Genomic DNA, 25024 nt, shown 5'->3' with positions numbered 1-25024 from the left:
TGGGCCCGAGGGAACGCAAACTCTTCGATATGGCCGACCGCCGCGCCTTGGACTAATGGGGTGTTTGACCGCCGGCCTGCTCTGGGAAAGCCGGCGGTTTTCGAGCGCAGAAGATCCGGCGAGAAGCCGGAACGTTTCGGCTTTGAAACGACGATAGCGTCCTTAAGAAGAGGAGTTGGTTATGTCTCGGTTGGTTGCCTTTGCGGCCATTCAAGGTGCGTACAACATCGTGTCTAAGGTTGAGGGCAAGTTCAAGGAGGCCATGGACAAATACGGCCCGAATCAGCCCTTGGAATTTCCCAACACCGCCTATTATTTACCCATCATTTACTCCATTCTTGGGATCAAGGTGGAAAAATTGGCGGATGCCGAGCCGGTGTTGGAACGATGCAAGAAGCTTTTGCCTCCCCACATCAAGGGCAGGATTCACACCCCTTATCTGGGGGGCACTCTGGATGCAGGTATGGCGGCGATTTTGGCCGAGGAGATTTTCGAAGCCATTCGTTACGTTGAGGATCCAGACTTCTATCAGCCGGTGGAAGATCCGGATGTGGAAGCCGGAAAGCTGTGGGTGGGCGCGGCCGACGATACCATCATGCGCAAACGCGGCATCGAGTTCGTGGACGGCAGCGCTCCGGGTTTTGCGGCCATTGTCGGCGCGGCACCCGATCCTGAAACGGCGAAGATGATCGCCGAGGAGTACCAGAGAAAAAATCTCTATGTGTTTATGTGCGCCAACCAAGCCGGTACCACCTTTACCCAGCAGCTCCTGGACGCGGGGGTGCAGATTGGATGGTCCACACGTCTTGTCCCCTTTGGTCCGGACATTTCCGCAGCCGTGTTCGCGTTGGGTTTTGCCAACCGCGCGGCCATGGCCTTTGGCGGTGTGCAGCCCGGCGACTACCGAAAGATCCTTCTGTATAACAAGGACCGAATCTTCGCCTTCGTCAATGCTCTGGGTGAAGTGAACGCCGAATGGGCGGCCAACGCCGCCGGCGCCATCAACTGGGGATTTCCGACCATTGCGGACACCGACATTCCGGAGATTCTGCCCACGGGTATTTGTACCTACGAGCATGTGGTGTCCAGCGTGCCGCACAGCAACATCTGCGCCAAGTCCATTGAGGTGCGCGGCTTGAAGGTCACCATTACGGAAGTTCCCGTGCCGGTTTCCTACGGGCCGGCCTTTGAAGGGGAGCGTGTTCGAAAAGATGACGTCTATCTCGAGTGTGGTGGTGGCAAGACGCCGTGTTTCGAGCTGGTGCGTATTGCCGAGATGGATGCCGTGGAAGACGGCAAGGTGGAAGTGATCGGTCCGGACATCAAGGACGTGCAGCCTGGAGGTCGCCTGCCTTTGGGAGTGGTTGTGGAGGTGGCGGGCCGAAAGATGCAGGAAGACTATGAGCCTATCTTAGAGCGCCAGATCCACCACCTGATCAATTATGCTCAGGGCGTCATGCACATCGGGCAGCGCGACATCGCCTGGTACCGCATCGGCAAGGCAGCGGTGGAAAAAGGCTTTACCTTGGAGCACATCGGAAAGATTCTGCATGCCAAGTTCCATCAGGATTTTGGGGCCATTTTTGACAAATGCCAGGTCAAAATTTACACAGAGGAAGACAAGGTCAAGGAGCTCCTTCATGTAGCGCAGCAGATGTATCGCACCCGCGACGAGCGCATTGAAGGCATGACCGACGAAACCACGGAAATCTATTATTCATGCACCTTGTGTCAGTCTTTTGCTCCCACCCATGTGTGCGTCATCAGCCCGGAGCGCACGGGGCTTTGCGGAGCCTATAACTGGCTGGATTGCAAGGCGTCTTATGAAATCAACCCTACGGGGCCGAACCAGCCCATCGCCAAAGGGGAAACCCTGGATGAGCGGTACGGCAATTGGAAGGGGGTGAATGAATTTGTGGAAAGGGCTTCGCGTGGTGCCGTCTCCAGCTACAATTTCTACAGCGTTGTCTATGATCCCATGACGACCTGCGGATGCTGTGAATGCATCGCTGCGGTCCTTCCCATCTGTAACGGCGTCATGACTGTCAACCGGGATTACCCCGGCATGACTCCCTGCGGTATGAAGTTTACGACCCTGGCCGGCACCATCGGCGGCGGCACCGTCACGCCGGGCTTTGTGGGGCACAGCAAGTATAATATCACGCAGCGGAAATTCATCGCTGGAGACGGCGGCATCAAGCGTCTGGTGTGGATGCCTAAGATGCTCAAGGAGGAAATCCGCGAACGGTTGATCAAACGCGGTGAAGAGATCGGCATTCCCAATTTCATCGACATGATCGCCACCGAAGAGCAAGGTGTCACCGAAGATGAAATCCTGCCGTTCCTTCAGGAAGTGGGCCATCCGGCGCTGAGCATGGAACCGATTCTGGGCTAAAGAATGGGCTGAGGGCGGCGCGAGACGCCCTCAGCCTCTTTGCGTATTGTTAATGTGTGAGGCGATGAGGAGAAAAACACATGGGCCTGACAGGAATTGAAATCTTCAAGCTTCTTCCCAAAACCAACTGTGGGGACTGCGGCGTTCCCACGTGCTTGGCCTTTGCCATGAACCTGGCGGCGGGCAAGGCCGAGTTGGATGCATGTCCCCACGTTTCTGAGGCGGCAAAGGAAAAATTGGCTGCCGATTCCGCGCCGCCGGTGCGGCCTTTGACCGTGGGAACCGGCGAGTATGCCGTCAAGGTTGGCGGTGAAACCGTGCTCTTTCGCCATGAAAAGACATTCGTCAATCCTCCGGGGCTGGCCACCCTGGTGACGACGGCGGAGGATGCTGCGTCCGTGGACGGCAAGATGGCCCGATTCAAGGCATGCCAGTTCGAACGTGTGGGCTTGAATCTGCGCCCGGAAATGTTTGCCGTCAAAGACGCCACGGGGAACGCTGGGGCCTTTACGGCGCTTGCCAAGAAGATCGCGGACGGAACCGGCGCGGCATTGATTTTGATCTCAGACAAGGTGGATGTCTTAAAGGCGGCCGCGGCCGAACTTAAGGACAAGAAACCGCTTTTGTACGCCGCAACGGCGGACACCGCCGAGGCTCTGGGGGCCGTGGCCAAAGAGACGGGATGTCCTTTGGCGGTTAAGGGCGATGGAACCCTGGACAGTGTCATTGCGGTCACCGAAAAGCTGGCGGCCATGGGCCTCAAGGACATCGTGATCGATACGGGTACGAGGGACCTCAAGAAGGCCTTTGAAGAGCAGATTCAGATTCGGCGGGCAGCCGTCAAAAACCGTTTTCGGCCTCTTGGCTACCCCACTATCATTTTTGCCAACGAAATGGCCGACGATCTTCTGAACGAGGCCATCGTGGCCGCCACCTTTGTGGCCAAGTATGCGGCTTTTATCGTCATGAGCGATGTCAAGCCGGAAGTGCACTTTCCTCTGCTGCTGGAACGGCTGAACATTTACACCGACCCGCAGCGGCCCATGACTGCAGAACAGGGGATTTACCCCATCAACAATCCGGACGAAAATTCTCCGGTTCTGGTCACCTGCAACTTTTCCCTCACCTACTTCATCGTGAGCGGCGAAATTGAATCCAGCCGCGTGCCGTCCTGGCTGCTGGTGCAAGACACGGAAGGCCTTTCGGTGATGACCGCCTGGGCCGCCGGGAAGTTCAACGGCGAATCCGTGGGCACTTTCGTCCGAAAATGCGGTATCATGGATAAGGTGAAACACAAGTCCATCGTGATTCCTGGCTATGCCGCGGCCATCAGCGGGGAACTGGAAGAGGAGATTCCGGGCTGGAACGTGGTCGTGGGTCCGCGGGAAGCGAGCCATATTTCCAAGTTCCTCAAAGAGTTCAAGCCGCAATAAATCTTCGGAAGGGTGGGCCGCACCTGTCGGTGAAGGGATGGGGCCGACAAGTGCGGAGCATCGCGAGCATCACGGCGCCAATGCAAACGCACAAGGAGGGTGCCATTCCATGAAGCTTATCGGCGAAAATCTAAATATCATGAGCAAAAAGTACGGCAAGGCGCTCAAGGAGCGTGACGCCAAGACCCTGCAGGAATTGGCGGTCCAAGAGGCGCAGGCCGGCATGGACTACATTGACCTCAATATCGGCCCCGCGGGCAAGACCGGCGAAGAACTGATGTCTTGGCTTGTGCCCGTGATCCATGAGGTGGTCGACCTGCCTCTGGCTCTGGACACTTCCAATATCAAAGCCATCGAAGCGGGACTCAAGGCCCATAAGAAGGGCCGGGCCATGATCAACTCCATCATGGTGCGCCCTGAGCGAATGGACGCCCTGCTCCCCTTGGCCAAAGAATACGATGCGGAATTCATCGGCCTTCTCTGGGGACCGGAAGGTATGCCTCGGGATGAGAACGAACGGGGCGTATTGTGCGCGGAAATCCTCTTCCGTGCCACCGAAATGGGGATTCCGGCTGAGAGGATCTACATCGACCCCATTCAGACGCCGGTGAATGTGCAGCAGAACCAGATCATGAGCGGCTTGAATTTCATGAAGATGTTTCCGGACATGGCGCCGGGGTGCAACAGCACGATCGGCCTTTCCAACGTGTCCAACGGAGCGCCGGAGAATCTGCGGCCCATTCTGAACCAGGTGATGCTGATTTTGTGGAAGCGCTGGGGCATGAGATCGGCCATCGTTGACACCTTTGACACCGAGCTGCACAAGATTGCCCGCGGCCAGAGGCCCGAACTGGAAGCTCTGGTGGCCAAAGTGGAGGACGGCGAAGAAATTGACATGGCATCTTTGAGCAAGGAAGAAAAAGACTTCGTCAAGACAGCTCGCGTTATTCTTGGACACACTCTCTATTCCGACTCATGGCTTGAGGTGTAATACGCACCGGACCTCGCCTGTTCCACGTTTCTTTTTGACACAAAAACCCCATCTCTGCGAGGTGGGGTGTTTGTGTCTTTGGCCGGTTGCCGAAAAAAGAAGGAGGGAAGCAGACTCTATGGGCAAGCGTTATGTCTATTTCTTCGGGGAAGGGAAAGCCGACGGCAGCGCCGCCATGAAACATCTTCTGGGGGGCAAGGGGGCTAACTTGGCGGAAATGACCAACTTGGGCATTCCCGTGCCGCCAGGATTCACTATTTCCACCGAAGTCTGTACCTATTTCTATCAAAACAAGGGTGTTTATCCACCCCAATTGAAGCAGGAAGTGGAAGAGGCGTTAAGACGTTTGGAAAACATTATGGGACGGCGCTTCGGGGATAAAGAAAAACCCCTGCTCGTGTCGGTGCGGTCGGGAGCAGCCGTCAGTATGCCTGGCATGATGGATACCGTGCTGAATCTGGGTCTCAATGATGAAACGGTCCAAGGTTTGGCTCGGGAAACCAATGATCCTCGTTTTGCCTACGATTGCTACCGACGATTTCTGAGTATGTACGGCGATGTGGTTCTGGGGTTGAAGGCCGAAAGTGTCGATGGCATCGATCCCTTTGAGGAAATCATCGACGAACTGAAAAAGTCCCGTGGCGTTCAGTATGACAACCAACTGAGCGCTGAGGACCTCATGGAGCTGTGCGAGCGCTACAAGGCGCTTGTTCGTCAAAGAACGGGCAAAGATTTTCCACAGGATCCCAAGGCGCAGCTTTGGGGGGCCATCGGGGCGGTCTTTGGCTCCTGGGACAATCCACGGGCCATCGCCTATCGGCAGATCCATGAAATTCCAGACGATATGGGCACGGCGGTCAACGTACAGTCCATGGTCTTTGGCAACATGGGCGACGATTGCGCCACGGGCGTGGCTTTCACCCGGAATCCGGCCACAGGAGAGAATGTCCTCTACGGCGAATACTTGGTGAATGCTCAAGGGGAAGACGTGGTTGCTGGTCTTCGAACCCCTCAGCCCATCAACATTCGGCAAAAGACGGACCCGCAGATGGTGTCCTTAGAGGAAGCCATGCCGGAGGCCTATGCCGAATTGGAGCGGATTCGAAAGATTCTCGATCGGCATTATCGCGACATGCAGGACATCGAATTCACCATTCAGCGCCGAAAACTGTGGATGCTCCAAACCCGCACGGGAAAGCGCACGGGCTTTGCCGCATTAAAGATCGCCGTGGACATGGTTCGCGAAGGCATTTTGACTCCGAAAGAGGCCCTATTGCGCGTGGAACCCAATCAATTGAACCAGCTGCTGCGCCCCATCTTTGATGCACAAGCGAAACAAAAGGCCGTGGCCTCCAAGGCTTTTCTGGCCAAAGGATTGAACGCCGGACCCGGAGCCGCCAGCGGCCGCGTGGTTTTTAACGCTGTGGATGCTGAAAAATGGGCCGAACGCGGTGAGAAGGTGATTCTGGTGCGCTTGGAAACATCCCCGGACGATATTCGCGGCATGCACGCGGCTCAAGGCATCCTCACATCCCGCGGCGGCATGACATCCCATGCGGCCCTGGTGGCCCGCCAAATGGGGAAAGTGTGCGTTGTGGGATGTGGCGATTTGGAGATCGATTACAAGCTTCGCCGAATGACCGTTGACGGTCGTGTGGTCAAAGAAGGCGACTGGATTTCCGTGGACGGCTCCACCGGCGAAGTTTTTCTCGGGCAAATTCCCACTCGACCCTCTGAAGTCATTCAGGTGCTGCTGGAAAAGACGCTCAAGCCGGAGGAGTCCACGATTTTTCAGGACTACATGGAACTGATGCAGTGGGCGGACGCCCACAGGCGCTTGGGCGTGCGCACCAATGCCGACCAGCCCGATCAGGCCCAAACGGCCCTTCTTTTTGGAGCGGAAGGCATCGGGCTCTGCCGCACGGAACACATGTTTTTCGAAGGTGAGCGCATACATACCGTGCGCGAGATGATTCTTGCGGAAACGCAAGAAGGTCGGGAAAAGGCTTTGGCCAAACTCTTGCCCATGCAACGGGAAGATTTTAAGGGCATCTTTCGGGTCATGAAGGGATTGCCCGTGACCATTCGAACGCTGGATCCACCGCTGCATGAATTTTTGCCCTCGGAAGAGGCGGACATTCAAAAGGTCGCGGCCCAAATGGGGGTTCCGGAGGAGCGCGTGCGGGCGAAGATTCAAGCCCTTCACGAAGCCAATCCCATGTTGGGGCATCGAGGGTGTCGGTTGGGAATCGTTTACCCCGAAATCACGGCCATGCAGGCGAGGGCGATTCTGGAAGCGGCCTGTGAAGTGAAGAAAGAAGGCATTGACGTGCATCCGGAGATCATGATCCCTCTCGTGGGACATGTGGCGGAGCTATCCCATCAGAAATGCGTGGTGGACGAGGTGGCCCGTCAGGTCATGGACCATTATGGCATTGAGGTAGACTACGTGGTTGGAACCATGATCGAGGTGCCTCGAGGCGCCGTCACGGCCGATGCGATTGCCAAGGAAGCCATGTTCTTCTCCTTTGGCACCAATGACCTTACCCAGACTGTTTACGGCATCAGCCGCGATGATGCCGCCAAGTTCCTTCACGATTATCTGGAAAAGAAAATCTGGGAGTTTGATCCCTTTGAACGGATCGATCAGGAAGGCGTCGGCCAACTCATGAAGATGGGAGTAGAGAAAGGCCGGGCCACACGCCCGGACTTAAAGGTGGGCATTTGCGGGGAACACGGAGGGGAACCGTCTTCGGTGGAGTTTTGCCACCGGATCGGCTTGAACTACGTCAGTTGTTCTCCGTTTCGCGTGCCTATCGCTCGTTTGGCGGCGGCACACGCGGCCATTCGAGAACAATAGCTGTTGTGCATCATGAGGTCATGGCCCATGGAGCGCCCCATTCGACTGCGCCGGTCTGTCCTTTCAGTTCCTGCCAACCGAGAAAAGATGGTTCGAAAAGCCCTGAGTCTTCCAGCAGATGTCATCATGCTGGATCTGGAAGACAGCGTCCCAGTGGATGAAAAGGAAAAGGCTCGTCACGCCGTGGTGGAGGCGCTTACGGCTTCCGGGTGGAATGGTCGTGTGCGTGCCTATCGCATCAATGACATGGGCACACCTTTTGCCTACAGAGATTTAGTGGATGTGGTGGAAAAGGCGGGCTCTCGGCTGGATGTCATTGTAGTGCCCAAGGTCAACGATCCCTCGGAAATCAAGGCCATCGACTATTGGCTGACCCAAATGGAGATGCGCTTCGGTTTGACGAAGAAAATCGGCCTGGAAGCGTCCATTGAGACAGCCCAGGGTATGCTTCGCGTGGGCGAGATCGCCGCCAGTTCGCCTCGGTTGGAAGCGCTGGTTTTCGGCATCGCCGACTATGGCGCTTCCTTGGGCATGCCCAGCGGCGGCATCAGCGGCCATGGGGATGCCGAAGAGCCGGAGGCGACCCGCCTGCGATGGCTTTTCCCTCTGAGCCGAATGGCCATGGCGGCCAAAGCGGCAGGCCTGGCCGCCGTGGACGCTCCCTTCGGCGACTTTCGCGACGTCCAAGGGTTAGCTCGTTCCTGCGCCATGAGCCGTGCTTTGGGTTATGACGGCAAATGGGCCATTCATCCGGATCAACTGGACGTCATCAATAAGGTCTTTACGCCCACAGACGATGATGTGGCCCGCAGTTTAAGGATCGTGGCCGCTTATGAGGCGGCAAGGGCTCGAGGTGAGGGATCTGTGGCCGTGGATGGTAGAATGGTGGATGCCGCTTCCGTTCGCCTCGCGCAGGTGACGGTCAAGGTGGCGGAAACGGCGCGCCGAGACCGAAACCGTACCTGATGAACCCGATCCGGTCTTGAGCAGCAAAAAGGCCTTGAGGGAGGCGCTTAGACGCCCGAAGATGGATTTTCCTTATCCGCTTTTTTGACGACCCTTGCGCGTACGCTCCGCGACGTTCCCCTCTCCATGCCCCCTCCAGGAAGACGTTGAACCCCAAAAGGGATGGAATGTCTCGAGGAACCATGCACAGGGTTATGTCGCCGAAGCCGACGGCACCTCAGCCCCCATCAAAAACGCAGGGTCTGGCAGTTGAGGCACCAGCCGTGCTGAAGGAACAAATTGTTCGACAGAACAATGAACTGCAAATTCTTTTTGACATTTCTTCCGCCATTCACAGTTCGCCCCGCCTCGAAGACGTCCTTCAGCAGTCGTTGCTGGCCATTCTTCGCACCCTGCGACTCAAAATGGGGGCCATTTACCTTCTGAAACCCGATGCGCACGGCCGCTGGACCATGGTCCTGGCCGCCCAGCACGGTTTTTCATCCACCCTAATCCAGAAGATTCGCTCTTTCCACGTAAGCGATGACTGGATCGGCCCAGGACGCCTCAAGAATCCAGTGGCCTGGCTTAAGAGGGAGCAGCTCTTCTTTCCGGCCTTAAGGGATCGAATGGCGGCGGAGGATATTCAGGAGATCATTCGCATTGCCCTCTTCACCCAAAAAGGCATTTTGGGACTCTTGTATGTGGCCAACCATGGCGCGCTGCAGATTCACCATGACCGCCGGGAATTCTTGACCACTCTCGGGCAACAGATCGGCGTGGCCATCGAAAACGCCCAACTTTTCGAATCCGTGGAACGGGCGAAGACGGAGCTGGAAATCAGCTTTGACGCCATTCAGCACAGCATCTTTTTATTGGAGTCCTCCGGGCGCATTTTGCGCGTCAATCGAACCACGGAAAAAACCTACGGCATGAGAGAAGGTTTACTAGGGCGAAAGTACTGGGAAGTGCTCTATCAGACGGAGGAGCCGCCTGGAGGGTGTCCCATTCGTCAATGCCTGATGAGCCGCAGGCCGGTGCACAAAGAAGGTCCCCATCCGCGCTGGGGTGGCTTTTACCGCTTCTACGCCTTTCCTGTGCTCAATCTGTCCTCGCAGCTGGACCGCATTGTCTATTACGAAAAGGATGAGACAGAGGCGCGAAAACTCGAGCAGCGCATCCAACAGACAGAAAGGCTGCAATCCCTTGGGACTCTGGCGGCAGGGATCGCCCACGAAATTCGAAACCCCTTGGCGACCATCAACTTCAACGCCCAGATGCTTCAGCGTGAAGTGCCTTTGAATGAAAATCAGTCGCAAATGCTTGCCGATTTGATTCAGGAAGTGCGCAAGATCGACAACATCGTTCGGGAAGTCCTCAATTTTGCCAAGCCCCGGGAACCCCAGTTCCTTCCTTCAAACCTCAACGACATTGTGCGCTACTGCCATAACCTGTCCAAGGTGCACATTCGCAAGGCCAAGATCGATCTCACCTTGAGCCTGGACCCGTCCATGCCAGAAATCATAATGGATTCGGACCAAATCGGCCAGGTGGTCATGAATCTCATGATCAATGCGGTGGAAGCCATGCCGCAGGGAGGGCGAATGGAGGTCCAGACGCGGGTGGAGCCGGCGGCCGGGCGTGTGGTGCTCAGCGTGAAAGATACCGGGGAAGGGATCTTGCCGGAGGATGAAGGCCGAATCTTTGATCCCTTTTTTACGCGCAAAGCCGAAGGAACGGGTTTGGGGTTGAGCATTTGCCGAAGAATACTGGAACGTCATGGGGCCCACATGGAGGTGGAGTCTCAGGTGGGTCAAGGAAGCGTGTTCCGTGTGGTGTTTCCCATGATGAAAAAAAACGATAGGCCGCCTGTGGAGGAGACTATCAACTGAGCTGCGTTGCCCACGAAGCGTCCCTGTGGCGAGTCCCTTTTCCGTGCCCTGTGCCAGTGGTGAGCGAACGAGGTGGAACACGACCCTATGCGAACGGCACCGAAGATTCTCATTATCGATGACGAAACCGGATTTCGAGGCGCCATTGCGCGGTTCTTGGGCAAGGGCTACACGGTCCACGAAGCGGAAACCGCCGATGAGGGCCTGCGCTTGACCCAAGAACTGGAACCGGATCTGGTTCTTTTGGATATTGGATTGCCTGACCGTAGTGGTCTTGACCTCCTGCCCCAGCTTAAAGAAACGAAACCATCCCCGACGGTGATCATGGTGACGGCTTATGAGCAGGTGCGGGACGTGGTCCAGGCCATGAAAAAGGGCGCCTTTGACTATCTGGTCAAGCCGGTGGATTTGGAAGAGTTTGAGGTCACGATCAAGCAGGCTTTGGAATATGCGAGTTTGAGGCATGAGGTGGAGCGGTTGCGCCAGGAGATGCTGCGGCTGCACCAGGGCCGCACCCTTGTGGGAAGCAGTCCGGCGTTCCTGGAAGCTCAAGAGCTGGCCATCCGCAGTGCCCAAAGTCCCGACGCCGGCGTGCTTTTGCAAGGCGAAAGCGGGGTGGGCAAGGAACTGTTTGCGCGGCTCATTCACGCCGCAAGTCCTCGAGCCTCCTATCCCTTTGTGGCACTCAACTGCGCGGTTTTTACCCCGGAAATCATCGAGAGCGAATTGTTCGGGTACGAAAAAGGGGCCTTTACCGGAGCGCGGGTGGAAGGGAAAAAGGGTCTGTTGGAAGCCGCCGACGGCGGCACGCTCTTTCTCGATGAAGTCATTGATCTGCCTCCGGAAGTGCAGGCCAAGCTGCTACGTGTCTTGGAAGAACACGAATTCTATCCTCTGGGTTCCACGCGGAAAAAAAAGGTGGACATCCGCGTGGTGGCGGCATGCAATCGGGATCTGTGGCAGGCCTGTGAAGAAGGCCTTTTTCGCAAAGACCTCTTTTTTCGACTGGCGACGATCCAGATTGTACTGCCAGCCCTTCGCCAACGCCGCGAAGACATTCTGCCACTGGCACGATTTTTCCTCGAGCAGTTCAACGACAAGTACAGAAAAAAGTTTCGAGACATCAGCGAAGAGGCCCAGCACATTCTTTTGGCCCACGATTGGCCGGGAAACGTTCGAGAACTCAAGAACACTATCGAACGCATTGTGCTTCTGGAAGACGATGACCTGATCCTCAAAAAACACTTCCACTTTTTGCCCTCCGCCGCCGGCCGAAGTCCCGCTATGGCCGTATCCTCCCATGCAGGTTTTCTGGTCTGGGAAAACATGCCCGAAGGAGGTATGTCCTTGGAAGAGCTGGAGCGGAACATCATTCAAGAAGTCATGGAAAGATGCGGAAGAAACAAGTCCAAGGCGGCCCGATTTTTGAGAATTCCACGGCATGTGCTCATCTACCGCATGAAAAAATTCGGCATGGAAACCCCACCCCGTGCCAAAAAGCTGGGCGAGACATCGTAGAATATTCTTCATTGCCCTTACAGTGCAGACTATTGTGCATGGGCTTGGGAAGACGGCAAGCCAGCGAAGTGCTGAGGTTTGAGCGACCCTGGCCGGGGATCGGCGGCTAAGGTGAAGAAAATTCTTCACATGCTCGCCAGCGTGCGTTTCCCGGCCAGTTTGAGGCGAGGTCTAGAAAGTGGGGAATAAGCCCGTTGGGAGAAAATCGCCATAGATGGTACGCGACTTGCTAAATGAATATGTCGAATGGAGGCGGTATGCAGCGGAATCTCTTTTCGAGTGGGCGAATCCTCCTTGTGGAAAGCGATGCCCCATTCAGGCGTTCTTTGGAAAATGGCGTGAAAAGGGCCGGGTATTCCTTTGACAGCTGCAGCACGTGTGACCAAGCGCGGCGTCTGGCAGAGGCCTTTCGCTACAGCGTGTGTGTGGTGGAATATCATCTCAGGGACGGCAACGGGGCGCGGCTTGTGGCGGAACTGAAAAACGCGCAGGCGAATCTTCGAACGGTTCTCATCTCTTTCTACGATCTCGAGTGGATTTCTCGCGATGTGGTTCCCGTGGCGGATGTTTTTCTCAAGAAACCCTTTGACCTGTTGGACTTCGAGCGGATTTTGGAATCCTTGACTTCTGCGGTTCGTTCTCAAGCGCTCATGCGCGGCATTTCCAACACTTTGGACCAGACACCGGCCCCCATTCTCAGGGAAGGGGTTCTTTAATCCAACGACTGGTGCAGCTCAACGTCGATCTCACTCAGCGAGCCCCCGTGGTTTTCGGCTTTTTGGCATGTTCACGAGCTTACAGCGACAGCGACCCTTCATGCGGATGCGACGGATTTCGACCCAGCGCTCTCTGACAGAGGCCATTTCTCATTCCCGATAAAGCTTCCAAGAGCCCCTTTTCCCTTAAAAGGCCGCAGGGCATGTGCCCTGCGGCCTTTTGTTTGCGCTCCTTTTCGAAACATTCAGACTGGCTGCCGAGTTTGTGAGTTTTTTCCCTTGAAGCCTTGATTTTTAATGGCTATATAAGCTTACATTACAGAGTTGGCGAGTCAGTCATCTAAGACGGGGCGACGCAACGCGGCCTGAAAGGAAAATGAGAAAAATAGGTGCAAGGGGGTGTAAGTGAGGAACGCGCTTTGTCAAAAAATCGGTCAAAAGAAAATGGATTATTTTTTTTGTACACGCCGTGAAGTTTAATCCCGGAATACTCAAGGTGTATTTTGCCAGAGACGGCTATGCGATTTCCACTTGAATAATTAAGCATATGGAAGACGTTCCAGCCGACTGAGAAAGCATATTCTTGACGCCGCGATCTTTCAAATGCTGTGAACCCATCCAACGACTATCTGCATGCCGTGGAGGAGCGTCTCTTTTCTGTAGAAGCTGAAGCGCAGAGCAGTTGAAAATGCGAGAACAGGTCTTTAGGCCATTTCGGTGCTGCTTTCAGTGGAAATGAAGAGGAGGGTGCAAGGTGTTTAGAAATGCCGCCATCGCACTAGGTGGGCATCATAGGCTGCCCTTTGGGCATGGGTGGTATGGCCGAAGGCGAAAAGCTTCAGGGGCCTGATGCACTCCGCGATGGTGCGCAAGTGGATGTGGCCTGTGCGCGGCGCTTGAAAAGATTGTGATGTGTGGCAGGGCGATCCGTTGAGGGGTAAACGGATCTCGGGCACGCCGAAGGGACAGGGTATGGGTGTGCCCCAAGGGCTTCTTCGAAGCGTGGAACCTTCGAAGGAATCAAGAAGACTGTATGGGAACAAGAGGTCTGTGACGGAACAGGAACGCAAGCTTCAGAAGGGCTTGCCGCCGAAGGGTGTCACACGTCGCGACTTCATGAAGTTTTGCACCATGGTGTCGGCGACCATGGGTTTGGCGCCGTCTTTTGCGCCGAAGATTGCCGAGGCCCAGACGTCTGGTCCACGGCCGCCGGTGGTGTGGCTGCATTCTGCGGAGTGCACTGGCTGTACGGAAGGCGTCTTGCGGAGCACATATCCCTGGATTGATGAGCTCCTTTTGGAAATCATTTCTGTAGACTATCATGAAACCATCATGGCCGCTGCGGGTCGTAGTGTGGAAGAAGTGCTCCATCAGACGGTCAAGAAATATGAGGGGAAATTCATCTGTGTCGTGGAAGGCGCCATTCCCACGGCCGACAATGGCATCTATGGCATGATCGGCGGCAGGACCATGCTGGAGATTGCCAAGGAAGTGTGTCCCAAGGCGTTGGCGGTCTTGTGTATCGGCAGCTGTTCTTCCTTTGGAGGTGTGCAGGCGGCGGCGCCCAATCCGACGGGCGCAAAGAGTGTTTCTGAGGCGTTGGCGGATGTGTTGAAGGTTCCAGTGGTGAACATTCCTGGATGTCCTCCGAACCCCATCAATTTCGTTGGAACCGTTGTGAACTATCTGCTCTTTGGCAAACTGCCGGATTTGGACGCCAACAAACGGCCGCTTTTCGCCTATGGCAAGACGGTGCACGATCAATGTCCTCGAAGGTTTCATTTTGAAAACGGCGAATTTGTCAAGGAATGGGGGTCCAAGGAAGCCCTGATGGGCTACTGCCTCTATGAGATGGGTTGCAAAGGGCCTGAGACCTTCAACAACTGTCCTCTGGTCAAGTTCAATGACGGCACGAGCTGGCCGGTGGAAGCTGGGCACCCGTGCATCGGCTGCAGTGAACCCAATTTCTGGGATGCTATGTCGCCGTTTTATGAAAAGCTTTAGCCAGCGTGTCAAAACGCAGGCCTTAACCAGAAAACCCGCCTCAAGGAGAGACGAAAGATGGCAGAGCGCATAGTGGTCGATCCCATCACCCGCATTGAGGGACACCTGCGGATTGAAGTCGAGGTCGCCAACGGAAAGGTGACCAACGCGTGAAGCAGTTCCACGCTCTTCCGTGGTTTAGAAATCATTCTCAAGGGACGTGACCCTCGGGATGCGTGGCTTTTCACGCAGCGCGCCTGCGGCGTGTGCACCTATGTTCATGGTTTGGCGTCTATTCGGTGCGTGGATGACGCCGTGGGCGTCACCATTCCCGACAATGCTCGACTCATTCGAAACCTGCTCATGGGAGCCCAGTTCCTGCACGATCACATCGTGCATTTCTATCACCTTCACGCCTTGGACTGGGTGGATGTGGTCAGCGCCCTTCAGGCCGACCCCGTCAAAGCCTCTAAGATAGCCAACGACGTGTCGCCCGCGCCCAAGAGCGGCCCCAGCGACTTCAAGGCCGTGCAGGCTCGATTAAAGAAATTCGTGGACAGCGGCCAGTTGGGCCTTTTCGCCAACGGCTATTGGGGCCATCCGGCCTATAAGCTGCCGCCGGAAGTGAACCTTATCGCTGCGGCCCATTATTTGGAAGCCCTTCGTCAGCAGGCTCGCACCGCCCGCATGCACGCCGTTTTTGGAGCCAAAAACCCGCATTTGCAGAGCCTGGTGGTGGGTGGGGTGAGCTGTGCTGCGGACCTTAACCCCGACCGCGTCTCCGAGTTTCTGTATTTGTTGAAGGAAACCGTGGACTTCGTCAACAACGTCTACATTCCGGACCTGTTGGCGGTGGCTGGTTTCTACAAGGACTGGGGTTCCATCGGCGGAACCACCAACTTCCTCTGCTACGGCGAATTTCCGCAAAGTGCCAAGGAACCCGAAAGCCTCTTTTTGCCGCGCGGGGCCATTTTCAAACGCAACCTGGCCAAAGTGGAGGCTGTGGATCCGGCCAAGATCACGGAACACGTCAAACATAGCTGGTACGAAGGCGACGGAGCCCTCAACCCCGCTCGGGGCGAAACCAAACCCAAGTTCACCAAACTGGATACGGCGGACCGCTACAGTTGGATGAAGGCGCCGCGTTACAACGGCGAACCCATGGAAGTGGGCCCGCTGGCCCGTGTTCTCGTGGCTTACGGCAAGGGACATGAGCCGACGAAAAAAGCTGTGGACGGCGTCCTTAAGCAGTTGGGTGTTCCCGCGGAAGCTCTGTTCTCCACCTTGGGCCGAACGGCGGCTCGAGCCATTGAAACCAAGATTATCGGTGAGGCCATGGAAGGTTGGATCATGCAGTTGGTGGAGAACCTGAAGAAGGGTGACACCAAGACCTTTGAGCCCTACCAGATGCCGGAGAGCGCTCAGGGCATGGGCCTCAACGATGTGCCGCGCGGAGCCCTGGGGCATTGGATTGAAATTAAGGGCAAGAAGATCGCCAACTATCAGCTGGTGGTGCCTTCCACCTGGAACTTGGAGCCGCGATGTGCCGGAAACAAGCCCGGCCCGGTGGAGGAGGCCCTGATCGGCACACCGGTGGCCGACCCCAAGCGCCCGGTGGAAATCCTTCGCACGGTGCACTCTTTTGACCCGTGTATCGCCTGTGGTGTGCATGTGATTGATCCCCAAAGTAATCAGGTGTATAAGTTCAAAGTCATCTAGGACAAGACGCTGCAGTGAATGCCGTTCAAAAGGGGGACTCCGCCCGCAAGGGCGGAATCCCCTTCTTCTGTTCCAAGAGGATGGACGCCACCGTCATGGTCTCCCAAAAGATTTTAGTGCTCGGTGTGGGCAATGTGCTTTTGAAGGATGAAGGGCTCGGTGTACATCTTGTGCGCCGCCTTGAGGCCGTTTATGATTTTTCCGAAAACGTGCACGTGATGGATGGGGGGACTCTGGGGCTTCGGCTTCTGGACCCCATCTTGGAGGCGGATCACGTGATTGTGATCGACGCCGTGCACAGGGGTGCGGCGCCGGGAACGGTGCAACGAATGTCCGCGGACGATTTGTCTAAAAGGGTTACGTTCAAAAACTCCATCCATCAGCTGGACCTGGTGGAAACCTTGGCCTACGCGGAGGTGCTTGGTCGGCGTCCTTCCTGTGTCATTGTGGGTATGGAACCTTGGACATTGAACCCTGGGGCACCAGCCTAACCCCGCCTGTGGCGGCCAACATGAAGGTGCTAGAAACCCTGGTCTTAGGAGAGATTCAAAAGGCCGGTGGATCGTGGAGGCTCAAGGCGAAAGCGCCGCAGCCGTTCAAGGAGGCGACGGATTATGTGTTTGGCGATTCCTGCGGAAATCATGGAGATTCATGAGGAAATGGCCACCGTGAAGGTGGGGGGAGCGGTGCGCAAGGCGTCCTTGACGCTGCTGCCCGAAGAGGTGTCCGTGGGCGATTATGTCATTGTCCATGCAGGCTTTGCTCTGCACAAGGTCGATCCCCGCGAAGCGGAAGAATCCTTGCGCCTGCTTCGCGAACTGGCCTCCCATGCGTAACGGCGCCGATGACGCGTTTTTTCTTTTTAGAAATCCGCATGGCCCGGTGTGCGCGGAAAAGGAATGACTTCCCGAATATTTCCCAATCCGGTGACGAATTGGACAAGGCGTTCCAGCCCCAGGCCGAATCCGCTATGGGGTGCTGAGCCGTACTCACGCAGCTCCAGATACCAGGCGTAAGCTTCCGGGGATATTCCCTTGCGATGCATTTGCTCCAAGAGCATGTCGCGCCGATCTTCCCTTTGCGATCCACCGATGATTTCCCCCACGCGCGGCACCAGAACATCCATGGCCGCCACTGTTTTTCCATCGTCATTGACCCTCATGTAAAAGGGCTTTAGGTCTCGAGGGAAGTCGATGACGGCCACGGGCCTTTGGAACGCCTTTTCCGTCAAGTATCGTTCGTGTTCCGACTGCAGATCGGCTCCCCACGCCACGGGAAAGGCGAAAGGTTCCTTACATTTCTTGAGAATATTCACGGCTTCCGTATATGAAATGACTTCAAAGGGCTGTTCCTTGAAGGCTTTCAAGGATTCGTTGAGGCCCGGTTCCACGAATCGCTCAAAGAACTGGAGGTCTTCCCACGAATTTTCCAAAAGGTCTGAAACCACGTACTGGAGGCACCGCTGGGCCAGGGCGAGGTCGTCCTGCAGGTCGGCAAAGGCCATTTCCGGCTCCACCATCCAAAACTCCGCCAGATGTCGGCTGGTGTTGGAATTTTCGGCCCGAAAGGTGGGGCCGAAGGTGTAGACTTTGCCGAGGGCCAAGGCATAGATTTCCGCTTGCAGTTGGCCGCTGACGGTGAGGAACGTGGGTTTTTGGAAAAAATCCTGCGCATAAAGAGCTTCCGGATTCGAGGTCGGTGGCTGCGCCGGATGCAACGTGGTCACGCGAAAGATATCTCCGGCACCTTCACAGTCGCTGGTGGTGATGATGGGTGTATGAATATAGAAAAAACCTTCTTCTTGAAAGAAGGTGTGCAGAGCGTAGCTGAGGCGGTTTCGAAGGCGGGCCACGGCCCCTAGAGTATTGGTGCGCGGCCGCAGATGCGCGATGGTTCGCAGAAATTCAAAGCTATGGCGCTTTTTCTGCAATGGATAACGAGCGGGGTCGGCCCATCCGTAGACGAAAATGTTCCCAGCCAGCAATTCCACGCTTTGCCCTTTGCCCGGGGAAGGCGTCAGGGTGCCGTGGACTTCCACGGAGGATCCGGTGGTTAGCCGTTCCACCACAGCGGCGAGATTCGGCCGATCCCTTTCCAAAATCACCTGCAAATTGGTGAGGCATGAGCCGTCATTGACTTCAAGGAAGCTGATGCCGGCTTTGGAATCTCTTCGCGTTCGAACCCAACCCTGAACCACGACGTCTTTTCCTTGAAACGCTGAGGCGTTCCTTAAAATATGCGCAATGCGAAGGGCTTTGTTCATGGGTGCCGAAACCTCCCTTGGTTGGCATCAAGCCCACGGATTTAGACACCGAAGGGGCCAAACGAATTCACAGCCCACGTCTTTTTGAAGAAAAACGGGCAAAGAGGGCTTTTGCACCAGTGTTCTTGTGGCCCCTAAAGCGTCGCCATGGCCGCGCGCATGGCGCCTCGCGTGCGGGACACTTCCATAGCCCCATGGCCAAGCACCCCGTGGTTGCCTCACTTACAAGATTTTGATAACGGTGCCCCGAAGCCTTGGGCGGTCATGGGCAATGCCGCGCGGCAAATCACATATCTCATAAAATGGAAGGGTCTGAACTGGCAAGGAGAATCCCCATGGGGGAGGGTGAGAAGGCATTTTGGCGCCGCCGTCTTTTTGGGGGGCAGGCGCCAATAAGTCGTCAGAACGGTCCCCGCGTTTGGTTTCATGCCGCATCGGTGGGAGAAGTCACGGGAGCTCTCGGTGTCATGGAACGCCTGCGCATCGTGGATCCTCGAACCCAAGTGTTTCTCTCTGTGGGAACGCCTCAGGGCTGTCGTTTTGCTCGGACTCACGTGCCTGCAAATGTTCAGGTCTTTGAGGCCCCGGTGGATCTTCCGTGGGCCGTGTGGCGCACCGTATCGCGGCTTGGCCCCGACGTCTTTGTGGCTTTGGAAAGCGAATTTTGGCCGGTCCTGCATTGGTGTTTGAAAAAACACGGGATACCCGTGGTGCTTCTCAATGGCCGTGTTTCCGAAAAGTCTTGGCGGCGCTATCGGCGTTTTTCTTTCCTCTTCGGCCATATTTTTCCTTCCATTCAATGGGCGTGCGTCAAGTCGGCTGAGGATCAGCGCCGATTGGAGAGCCTTGGGGTTTCGCCGCAGCGCATCACCGTGACGGGTTCTTCCAAGTCCGACACATTAAAGCAGCGTGCCGACCCCTCTTTGGTTGCGGCATGGCGCCAACGCCTGGGACTTCCTCAAGAAGTTCCCGTATTGGTGGGAGGAAGCCTGCGGGCCCAGGAATGCCAAGCGCTCCTGGAAATTTTTGCCAAGCTGAAGCAGGAGTTCCCTGGTCTTGTGGGGATTTTCGCTCCCCGTCACCTGGACAGGGTGGCTTCCATGGTGGCATGGCTTCAGGATCATGGCGTGAATTATGACCTTCTGTCTTCTCTTTCTTCAATCGGGCCGCGGCGCCGCCAAAGCGATTGCCTCGTGGTGGACGGTATCGGGCACCTGTTTGAACTTTACGGACTAGGCGATCTCATCTTTTGCGGCGGCACGTTGGCCCCTGTGGGAGGCCATAACATCCTGGAACCCGTGGTCTGGGGAAAGCCCGTCTACTATGGGCCGCATGTGAAAAAGGTGTGGGAAGAACATGGCGTGTTGCAGCGGCACGGTGTGGGAATCATGGTGCAAAGCGCCGAGGAACTTTATGTGCGTTGGCGCGATGCTCTTTTCACAGGAACCTTTGGTGAGTCCAGAAGCGATGCGGCGCGCAAGGCCCTTGAAGAACTTGGCGGCGCGGCCGACCTGCAGCTGATGGGCCTTCTGCCCTTCCTGCGGCGGACCGACCCTCGAGGGGCTTCGTGATCAGGGTCTGAAAACCAAGGGAGGCTCTTCAAGGGGCGAAGCGCCACCTTTGTTTTGACCAGGCGATGCCAAAAGCCTTTTCTGCCACGGACGGCCCTATGGGCGCGGACATGACCATGGAACGACTTGTTCAGCTGTTGCAATCGTACAAAGAAGGGGCGACCGATCTCCATGAGGTTTTGGATTTTCTTCGGCGTTTGCCTTTTGAGAACTTGGATTTCGCCCGAGTGGACCATCATCGCACATTGCGCCGGGGGTATCCCGAAGTGGTCTACGGAGAGGACAAGGACGCCTCGCAAATCCTTCACATTTTGCAAGCCATGGACGCCACGGGGACCCCTTTGTTGGTGACTCGAGTGCATGCAGAAAAAGCCGCGCAGATCTGCGCCGCCATGCCGAATGTGCACTATGAGCCCAGAGCGCGCGTGCTGTATAAGAAAGGGCCGATATTCGAAAGGACGGTTGCTGAAAGGCTTCCGGTTCAAGTCTTGTCGGCGGGCTCTTCCGACATTCCAGTGGCGGAAGAGGCCGCGGTAACGGCGGAAGTTTTGGGGCAAAAGGTTCAGCGTTTTTACGATGTGGGCGTCGCGGGCCTTCATCGCCTGCTGCATCTTTTGGATGAACTGTCCAAAGCTGCGGTCTATGTGGTGGTGGCCGGTATGGAAGGGGCGCTTCCCAGCGTTGTGGCCGGTTTGGTGCATCGTCCTGTGATCGCCGTTCCCACGAGCATCGGCTACGGAGCTTCTTTCAAAGGCCTTGCTCCTTTGCTGGGCATGTTAAACAGTTGTGCTCCCGGAGTGGCCGTGGTAAACATCGACAACGGCTTCGGAGCCGGCTATCTCGCGAGTATGATTGCCGATATGGCCAACGCTTTCAGGCATGGAGGTTCCGAAGGTTCAGAAACGGGATAAGGAGAAGGTATGGCACGCGATTGGCGACCCAATGTTCGGGAAATGTCCGTCATCTCGAGGCTGGATCAGGCCAAAGAGGTGCAGCGTGTGCGCGCCCTGCAGCTGCTTCGGGACAACGTGGACGACCTCAGCGGGCGCATCGCCATGAAACTCATCGAAAACAAACTGGTGGAAACCACCAGCAAAAACGAACTGGAGGAACAAATCCATCGATGCCTGACCAGCCTGCTTACAGCGGAGGAGTTTGAGGTCCAGTACCAGGTGGCCAACATTCGAGACCTTGTGCCGCGTCCCCATTTTGTGAGTCTCTATGTCACGGCGTATATCATCGAAAAACTCATCGACCATCGTTGCATCGTGGATATTTATGGTACAGATGAAGAAATTTACCGGTGCGTCAATGCTCAGGTGACCCGACTGATTCCTTTCCAGTAGTCTTTCCCTCACAACCGCACCAACACATCGCAGCGGCGCATGAGCTGTTCCATGCGACGGCGTTCCTGAAGGGAAAAAGCATCCACACCCAAGGTGTCTCCGTAGTATCCATTCACCACGCGTGTGGTAAAACCATGCAACCATGCCAATAAGTTTTCCGCAGGTCGCCCCTGTAGATAGAGCGAGGCGTCATTGACGAACACGGTGGGCACCTTGGCCTTCAGCACTTGAGCGAAGAGGGATTCAATGTGTTGCGCGTTCTCCTTGGCAAGCTTCCACCGCTCTTCCACGGTGACGGCCTGAAGCCTGGGTGCGGCAAGTTCCGTGAAAAAGTAAGAAACCCTGTGGGAATCCAAAGGCACCAAGCGCCCTCCGATGCCGGGTCGAAATGCGGGATGAGGGCTGGTGTGTGGGACACGGGGTGCCAGATCCACGACGGCGACGGGTTCAGGAAAGGCTTGCGTGTAAGACTGAAGCAGTCGAGCCGTGAATGTGGTTTTTCCGCGATTCACGTCGCCCACGATCAAAACGAACCGCCCATGGCATTCCTCTGCGGAAGGCATTGCCGGCTTCATGCATGGACCCTTTCCCAAAACCACAGAGCCAAAGCCACGCCGAACCCCAGCGCAGCCCAGAGAATGTCGCGAAGGGACAGTGAGCCCATGGAAACGTCGCTTTTCGGGCTACGGGCAAACCCTCTGGATTCCATGGCCATGGCCAAGTTTTCCGCTAGGATAAAGGCTTGAACCAGCAGGGGCATGATCAGCGCCAAAAGCCGACCCATGTTGCGCAGCCGAAGGCGCACGTCGATGCCTCGTGCGGTCTGGGCGTCTTGGATGTGTCGAAGAGTGCGGCTGAGCAAAGGCACATAGCGCAGAGAGGTCATCAGGATGAACACCAAAGCATAGGGCACCTTCATGGCGCGCAGCGCGGCGGCCAATTCTTCCGCTTGGAGCGTGTGAAAGAATAAGACCGAGGCCGCGAAAAGATTGGCCAGCCGAAGGGCCAGATGCACCGCCGTCTGCAGATCAAAGGCCAGGGCCCCAATAATAAAAACCAGACTCACCATGGGCCAGGCAAGATGGAAGTGAGATAGGCGCCGTTTTCTCTGGGGCGGAGTGCACAGCCCGACGGCGAGAAGGACGCTTTCGGCCACGAGCACCGGCCGGGTTGTTGTCAGAAGCACCACCATGACGGCCAGCAGTCCCAAGAAAAGGCGCACTCTTGGATCCAGGCGGCGTGCCGCGCGGGCAGTGGTCATGGACTGGAATCCCGTCATGGATTTTCCCTTGCGCAGTCCATGGAGCGATCTTCCACGAGTCGGCCCCCCTGCAGGACCAGCCGGCGTTGGCATGTGGCGTAGGCAAAATCCGTGTCATGGGTGACCACCACAATAGTCATGTGCCGGTCCGAAGACAGCCTCTTGAGCCATTCAGACAGTTCCTGGCGGAATCGACCGTCTTGCCCTGCTGTAGGTTCGTCTAGAACAAGCACCTGAGGCTTCAGGGCAAGGACAGACGCCAAGGCGACCCGCTTCTTTTCTCCTTCACTGAGTCGGTATGGGCTGTGATCCTTGAGCGAAGTCAGGCCGAAGAGCTCCAGAGTGTCAGCCATCCACGCAGGGTCCACAGGAAATCCTTTTTTCCCCAGAAAGTTGGGTCCAGCCCACACTTCGTCCTCAACGCGGACTTTGAAGAATTGGTCGTTGGGGTTTTGAAAGCTCACCCCGATGCGCTGCGCTCGAAGTGAAGGAGGCATGGTGTGAATGGGTCGACCGCACCACAGGGCCGACCCTGCGTGGGGTTTGAGTAGGCCGCCCAGGATCTTGACAAGGGTTGTTTTTCCGGAGCCATTGGGGCCGGTGACGGCCACCCGCTCTCCGGCGCTGAGCGTAAAGGACACCTTGTCCAGGACCGCCCTATTTTCCCGATAAAAGCTCACCTCCAAAAGTTCCACCAGATCCTGCCGGCTGCCATGAACGCGGTCTTGGGCGGTTTTGGTATACCGAGGAAGAATGCCCACATCCGTCAGATGGGCACGGGCTTGCTGGGGTGCCCCATCAAAGCGAAGACGGCCGGATTCCATGACAAGGCAACGGTTGGCGCGGAAAAGGAAATCATCCACCACATGTTCCGCCACGATGACGCTTGTGCCCGAGCGGAGAACGGCGTCCAGGGCCCCTTGCACCCGCCGCCTATTTGGAGCGTCCAGATGGGCAAAGGGTTCGTCCAGCACCAGCAATTGCGGTTGCAGGCACAGGGCCGAGGCGATGGCGGCCAACTGCTTTTCTCCCCCGGAAAGATCCTGAGGAGCTCGATGCCTCAAAGGTTCGATGCTCAGGAGGGAGAGAACCTCGTCGATGACCCGTGGAAATAAAGACAGTGGGGTGACGGAGCGTTCCAGCGAAAAATGAAGCTCCGCCTCCACGCTGCTGCAGAAAAGGTACGCATCTGTGTTTTGAAGCACCACTGCCACCTTTTCGCTTAGGACAGCCGGAGGCATTTCTGGAATGGGGTGCCCGCAGACATGTCCCCTTCCTTCAAAGCGTCCGCCGAAAAAGTGGGGCGCCAGCCCGTTGAGCACGTAGGTTAGAGTGGATTTTCCCGACCCCCCGGGTCCCAGAATAGCAACAAACTCACCAGCTTGCACATCCAGGTTGATGTGATCCAAGGCCCACGAAGACCTTGCCCGGCGATCCGGATAGGCATACGCAACATTTTTCAGGTGAATCACGGCTGCCAGAGGCCCCCCTTGCGCAGAAGATGCAAGGCGGCCAGTCCAAGAAGGGTGCCTCCAAGAGTGCTGACGCTGAAGGCGGTCATGAGGGTGATCAAGGGCATGGTCTTGCCCATAAAGACGGGAGCCACAATCCAGACACTGACCAGGGAGCCTAGGATACCCGTGCCCACGACTTCACCAAGGGCGGCGGCGTACATATTTTTCGTGGCTTTATAGGCGAGCCCGGCCAGCAGGGCTCCGATCATGCCACCGGGAAAGGCCAGCACTGTGCCAAGGCCCAGAAGATTGCGAAGCACAGCGGCGGTGATGGCCACCACCACCGCGTACCATGGGCCCAGCATAACGGCGCTCATGACGTTGATCATGTGTTGCGCGGGGAAACATTTGGCAATGCCTACGGGAATGAAAATGGGAGACATGGCCACAGCCAGGGCCACAAAAAGGATTGCTCTGGCCACGTGACGTGTCTGCATGGTTTTCCTCCGCACTCCACACCAAAACCCAATGCGCACCTTCATCGTCCGCGCTTTTGCCTTTGCCTTGCGCGTTTTCATAGCATGGGCGCGGTCAAAGCGCAACGAACCATCCGTGACCGCCGGGATATCAGCAACGCGCATTGCCTCCATGATGTGGAGCGGCCTGGTTGACACGCG

19 protein-coding genes and 1 pseudogene are annotated in these 25024 nt (G+C 56.4%); 15 read left to right on the top strand and 5 right to left on the bottom strand.

Annotated elements, in window-relative coordinates; translation table 11 throughout:
• Positions 1-181: 181 nt before the first annotated feature.
• The 12 genes and pseudogenes from acsB (at position 182) to ACUVSA_RS10150 (ending at position 17288) form a co-directional block, all read left to right on the top strand.
• A complete protein-coding gene (gene acsB / locus ACUVSA_RS10205; protein WP_445894721.1) occupies positions 182-2395 on the top strand; it encodes an acetyl-CoA decarbonylase/synthase complex subunit alpha/beta in 2214 nt (737 codons plus the stop codon).
• An 80-nt stretch (positions 2396-2475) separates the two neighbouring features.
• A complete protein-coding gene (gene acsC / locus ACUVSA_RS10200) occupies positions 2476-3828 on the top strand; it encodes an acetyl-CoA decarbonylase/synthase complex subunit gamma (protein ID WP_445891990.1) in 1353 nt (450 codons plus the stop codon).
• A 109-nt stretch (positions 3829-3937) separates the two neighbouring features.
• Positions 3938-4819: a dihydropteroate synthase gene (locus ACUVSA_RS10195; RefSeq protein ID WP_445891991.1), complete on the top strand. Its 882-nt coding sequence runs from the start codon at positions 3938-3940 to the stop codon at positions 4817-4819.
• Positions 4820-4937: 118 nt separating this feature from the next.
• A complete protein-coding gene (gene ppdK / locus ACUVSA_RS10190; RefSeq protein ID WP_445894720.1) occupies positions 4938-7679 on the top strand; it encodes a pyruvate, phosphate dikinase in 2742 nt (913 codons plus the stop codon).
• Between the two features lie 12 nt (positions 7680-7691).
• A complete protein-coding gene (locus tag ACUVSA_RS10185; protein WP_445894719.1) occupies positions 7692-8645 on the top strand; it encodes an HpcH/HpaI aldolase/citrate lyase family protein in 954 nt (317 codons plus the stop codon).
• Positions 8646-8908: 263 nt separating this feature from the next.
• Positions 8909-10516, top strand: a complete 1608-nt coding sequence (locus ACUVSA_RS10180) for an ATP-binding protein (RefSeq protein ID WP_445894718.1) — start codon at positions 8909-8911, stop codon at positions 10514-10516.
• Between the two features lie 87 nt (positions 10517-10603).
• Positions 10604-12034, top strand: coding sequence for a sigma-54-dependent transcriptional regulator (locus ACUVSA_RS10175; RefSeq protein WP_445894717.1), 1431 nt, complete (start codon positions 10604-10606; stop codon positions 12032-12034).
• Between the two features lie 233 nt (positions 12035-12267).
• Positions 12268-12750: a response regulator gene (locus ACUVSA_RS10170; protein WP_445894716.1), complete on the top strand. Its 483-nt coding sequence runs from the start codon at positions 12268-12270 to the stop codon at positions 12748-12750.
• A gap of 1050 nt (positions 12751-13800) precedes the next feature.
• Entirely contained in the window at positions 13801-14754 is a 954-nt protein-coding gene (locus ACUVSA_RS10165; RefSeq protein ID WP_445894715.1) for a hydrogenase small subunit, read from the top strand.
• Between the two features lie 57 nt (positions 14755-14811).
• Positions 14812-16452, top strand: a pseudogene (locus ACUVSA_RS10160) (nickel-dependent hydrogenase large subunit).
• Between the two features lie 80 nt (positions 16453-16532).
• A complete protein-coding gene (locus ACUVSA_RS10155; protein ID WP_445894714.1) occupies positions 16533-16943 on the top strand; it encodes a HyaD/HybD family hydrogenase maturation endopeptidase in 411 nt (136 codons plus the stop codon).
• A gap of 123 nt (positions 16944-17066) precedes the next feature.
• Positions 17067-17288, top strand: coding sequence for a HypC/HybG/HupF family hydrogenase formation chaperone (locus ACUVSA_RS10150; RefSeq protein ID WP_445892000.1), 222 nt, complete (start codon positions 17067-17069; stop codon positions 17286-17288).
• Between the two features lie 26 nt (positions 17289-17314).
• Here ACUVSA_RS10150 and asnS read toward each other — a convergent pair whose 3' ends face one another.
• A complete protein-coding gene (gene asnS / locus ACUVSA_RS10145; RefSeq protein ID WP_445892001.1) occupies positions 17315-18715 on the bottom strand; it encodes an asparagine--tRNA ligase in 1401 nt (466 codons plus the stop codon).
• A 335-nt stretch (positions 18716-19050) separates the two neighbouring features.
• Here asnS and ACUVSA_RS10140 point away from each other — a divergent pair, with 335 nt between their 5' ends.
• The 3 genes from ACUVSA_RS10140 (at position 19051) to ACUVSA_RS10130 (ending at position 21632) form a co-directional block, all read left to right on the top strand.
• On the top strand, positions 19051-20286 hold the full coding sequence (locus ACUVSA_RS10140) for a 3-deoxy-D-manno-octulosonic acid transferase (RefSeq protein ID WP_445894713.1): 1236 nt from the start codon (positions 19051-19053) through the stop codon (positions 20284-20286).
• Between the two features lie 98 nt (positions 20287-20384).
• Positions 20385-21197, top strand: a complete 813-nt coding sequence (gene larB / locus ACUVSA_RS10135) for a nickel pincer cofactor biosynthesis protein LarB (protein ID WP_445894712.1) — start codon at positions 20385-20387, stop codon at positions 21195-21197.
• Positions 21198-21206: 9 nt separating this feature from the next.
• Positions 21207-21632, top strand: a complete 426-nt coding sequence (locus tag ACUVSA_RS10130) for a hypothetical protein (protein WP_445892004.1) — start codon at positions 21207-21209, stop codon at positions 21630-21632.
• Positions 21633-21640: 8 nt separating this feature from the next.
• Here ACUVSA_RS10130 and ACUVSA_RS10125 read toward each other — a convergent pair whose 3' ends face one another.
• From ACUVSA_RS10125 to thiW, 4 genes are read right to left on the bottom strand one after another with little or no spacing between them, the layout of a single operon-like run.
• Positions 21641-22207, bottom strand: a complete 567-nt coding sequence (locus ACUVSA_RS10125; protein ID WP_445894711.1) for a hypothetical protein — start codon at positions 22205-22207, stop codon at positions 21641-21643.
• Complete coding sequence (locus ACUVSA_RS10120; protein ID WP_445892006.1) at positions 22204-22911, bottom strand: energy-coupling factor transporter transmembrane component T family protein; 708 nt, start codon at positions 22909-22911, stop codon at positions 22204-22206. Before ACUVSA_RS10120 ends, ACUVSA_RS10125 begins: the two co-directional genes overlap by 4 nt.
• Positions 22908-24365: an ABC transporter ATP-binding protein gene (locus tag ACUVSA_RS10115; protein WP_445894710.1), complete on the bottom strand. Its 1458-nt coding sequence runs from the start codon at positions 24363-24365 to the stop codon at positions 22908-22910. The genes ACUVSA_RS10120 and ACUVSA_RS10115 overlap by 4 nt, the downstream gene beginning before the upstream one ends.
• The gene (thiW, locus tag ACUVSA_RS10110; RefSeq protein WP_445894709.1) at positions 24362-24829 is read right to left on the bottom strand and encodes an energy coupling factor transporter S component ThiW; all 468 of its coding nucleotides are present in this window, start codon (positions 24827-24829) and stop codon (positions 24362-24364) included. The genes ACUVSA_RS10115 and thiW overlap by 4 nt, the downstream gene beginning before the upstream one ends.
• Positions 24830-25024 lie beyond the last annotated feature (195 nt).

The sequence above is a fragment of the Desulfosoma sp. genome, assembly GCF_052743555.1.
The sequence above is the reverse complement of the archived record's forward strand: the minus strand, read 5'-3'. Positions and strand labels throughout refer to the sequence as shown.

Excerpts from the sequence above, each read along its gene's own strand:
- ACUVSA_RS10195 (WP_445891991.1), top strand. The coding sequence starts at position 3,938 with ATGAAGCTTATCGGCGAAAATCTAAATATCATGAGCAAAAAGTACGGC.
- asnS (WP_445892001.1), bottom strand. The coding sequence starts at position 18,715 with ATGAACAAAGCCCTTCGCATTGCGCATATTTTAAGGAACGCCTCAGCG.
- ACUVSA_RS10170 (WP_445894716.1), top strand. The coding sequence starts at position 12,268 with ATGAATATGTCGAATGGAGGCGGTATGCAGCGGAATCTCTTTTCGAGT.
- acsB (WP_445894721.1), top strand. The coding sequence starts at position 182 with ATGTCTCGGTTGGTTGCCTTTGCGGCCATTCAAGGTGCGTACAACATC.
- ACUVSA_RS10125 (WP_445894711.1), bottom strand. The coding sequence starts at position 22,207 with ATGAAGCCGGCAATGCCTTCCGCAGAGGAATGCCATGGGCGGTTCGTT.
- ACUVSA_RS10130 (WP_445892004.1), top strand. The coding sequence starts at position 21,207 with ATGGCACGCGATTGGCGACCCAATGTTCGGGAAATGTCCGTCATCTCG.
- ACUVSA_RS10120 (WP_445892006.1), bottom strand. The coding sequence starts at position 22,911 with ATGACGGGATTCCAGTCCATGACCACTGCCCGCGCGGCACGCCGCCTG.
- acsC (WP_445891990.1), top strand. The coding sequence starts at position 2,476 with ATGGGCCTGACAGGAATTGAAATCTTCAAGCTTCTTCCCAAAACCAAC.
- ACUVSA_RS10140 (WP_445894713.1), top strand. The coding sequence starts at position 19,051 with ATGGGGGAGGGTGAGAAGGCATTTTGGCGCCGCCGTCTTTTTGGGGGG.
- ACUVSA_RS10155 (WP_445894714.1), top strand. The coding sequence starts at position 16,533 with ATGGACGCCACCGTCATGGTCTCCCAAAAGATTTTAGTGCTCGGTGTG.
- ACUVSA_RS10150 (WP_445892000.1), top strand. The coding sequence starts at position 17,067 with ATGTGTTTGGCGATTCCTGCGGAAATCATGGAGATTCATGAGGAAATG.
- larB (WP_445894712.1), top strand. The coding sequence starts at position 20,385 with ATGGGCGCGGACATGACCATGGAACGACTTGTTCAGCTGTTGCAATCG.
- ACUVSA_RS10175 (WP_445894717.1), top strand. The coding sequence starts at position 10,604 with ATGCGAACGGCACCGAAGATTCTCATTATCGATGACGAAACCGGATTT.
- ACUVSA_RS10185 (WP_445894719.1), top strand. The coding sequence starts at position 7,692 with ATGAGGTCATGGCCCATGGAGCGCCCCATTCGACTGCGCCGGTCTGTC.
- ppdK (WP_445894720.1), top strand. The coding sequence starts at position 4,938 with ATGGGCAAGCGTTATGTCTATTTCTTCGGGGAAGGGAAAGCCGACGGC.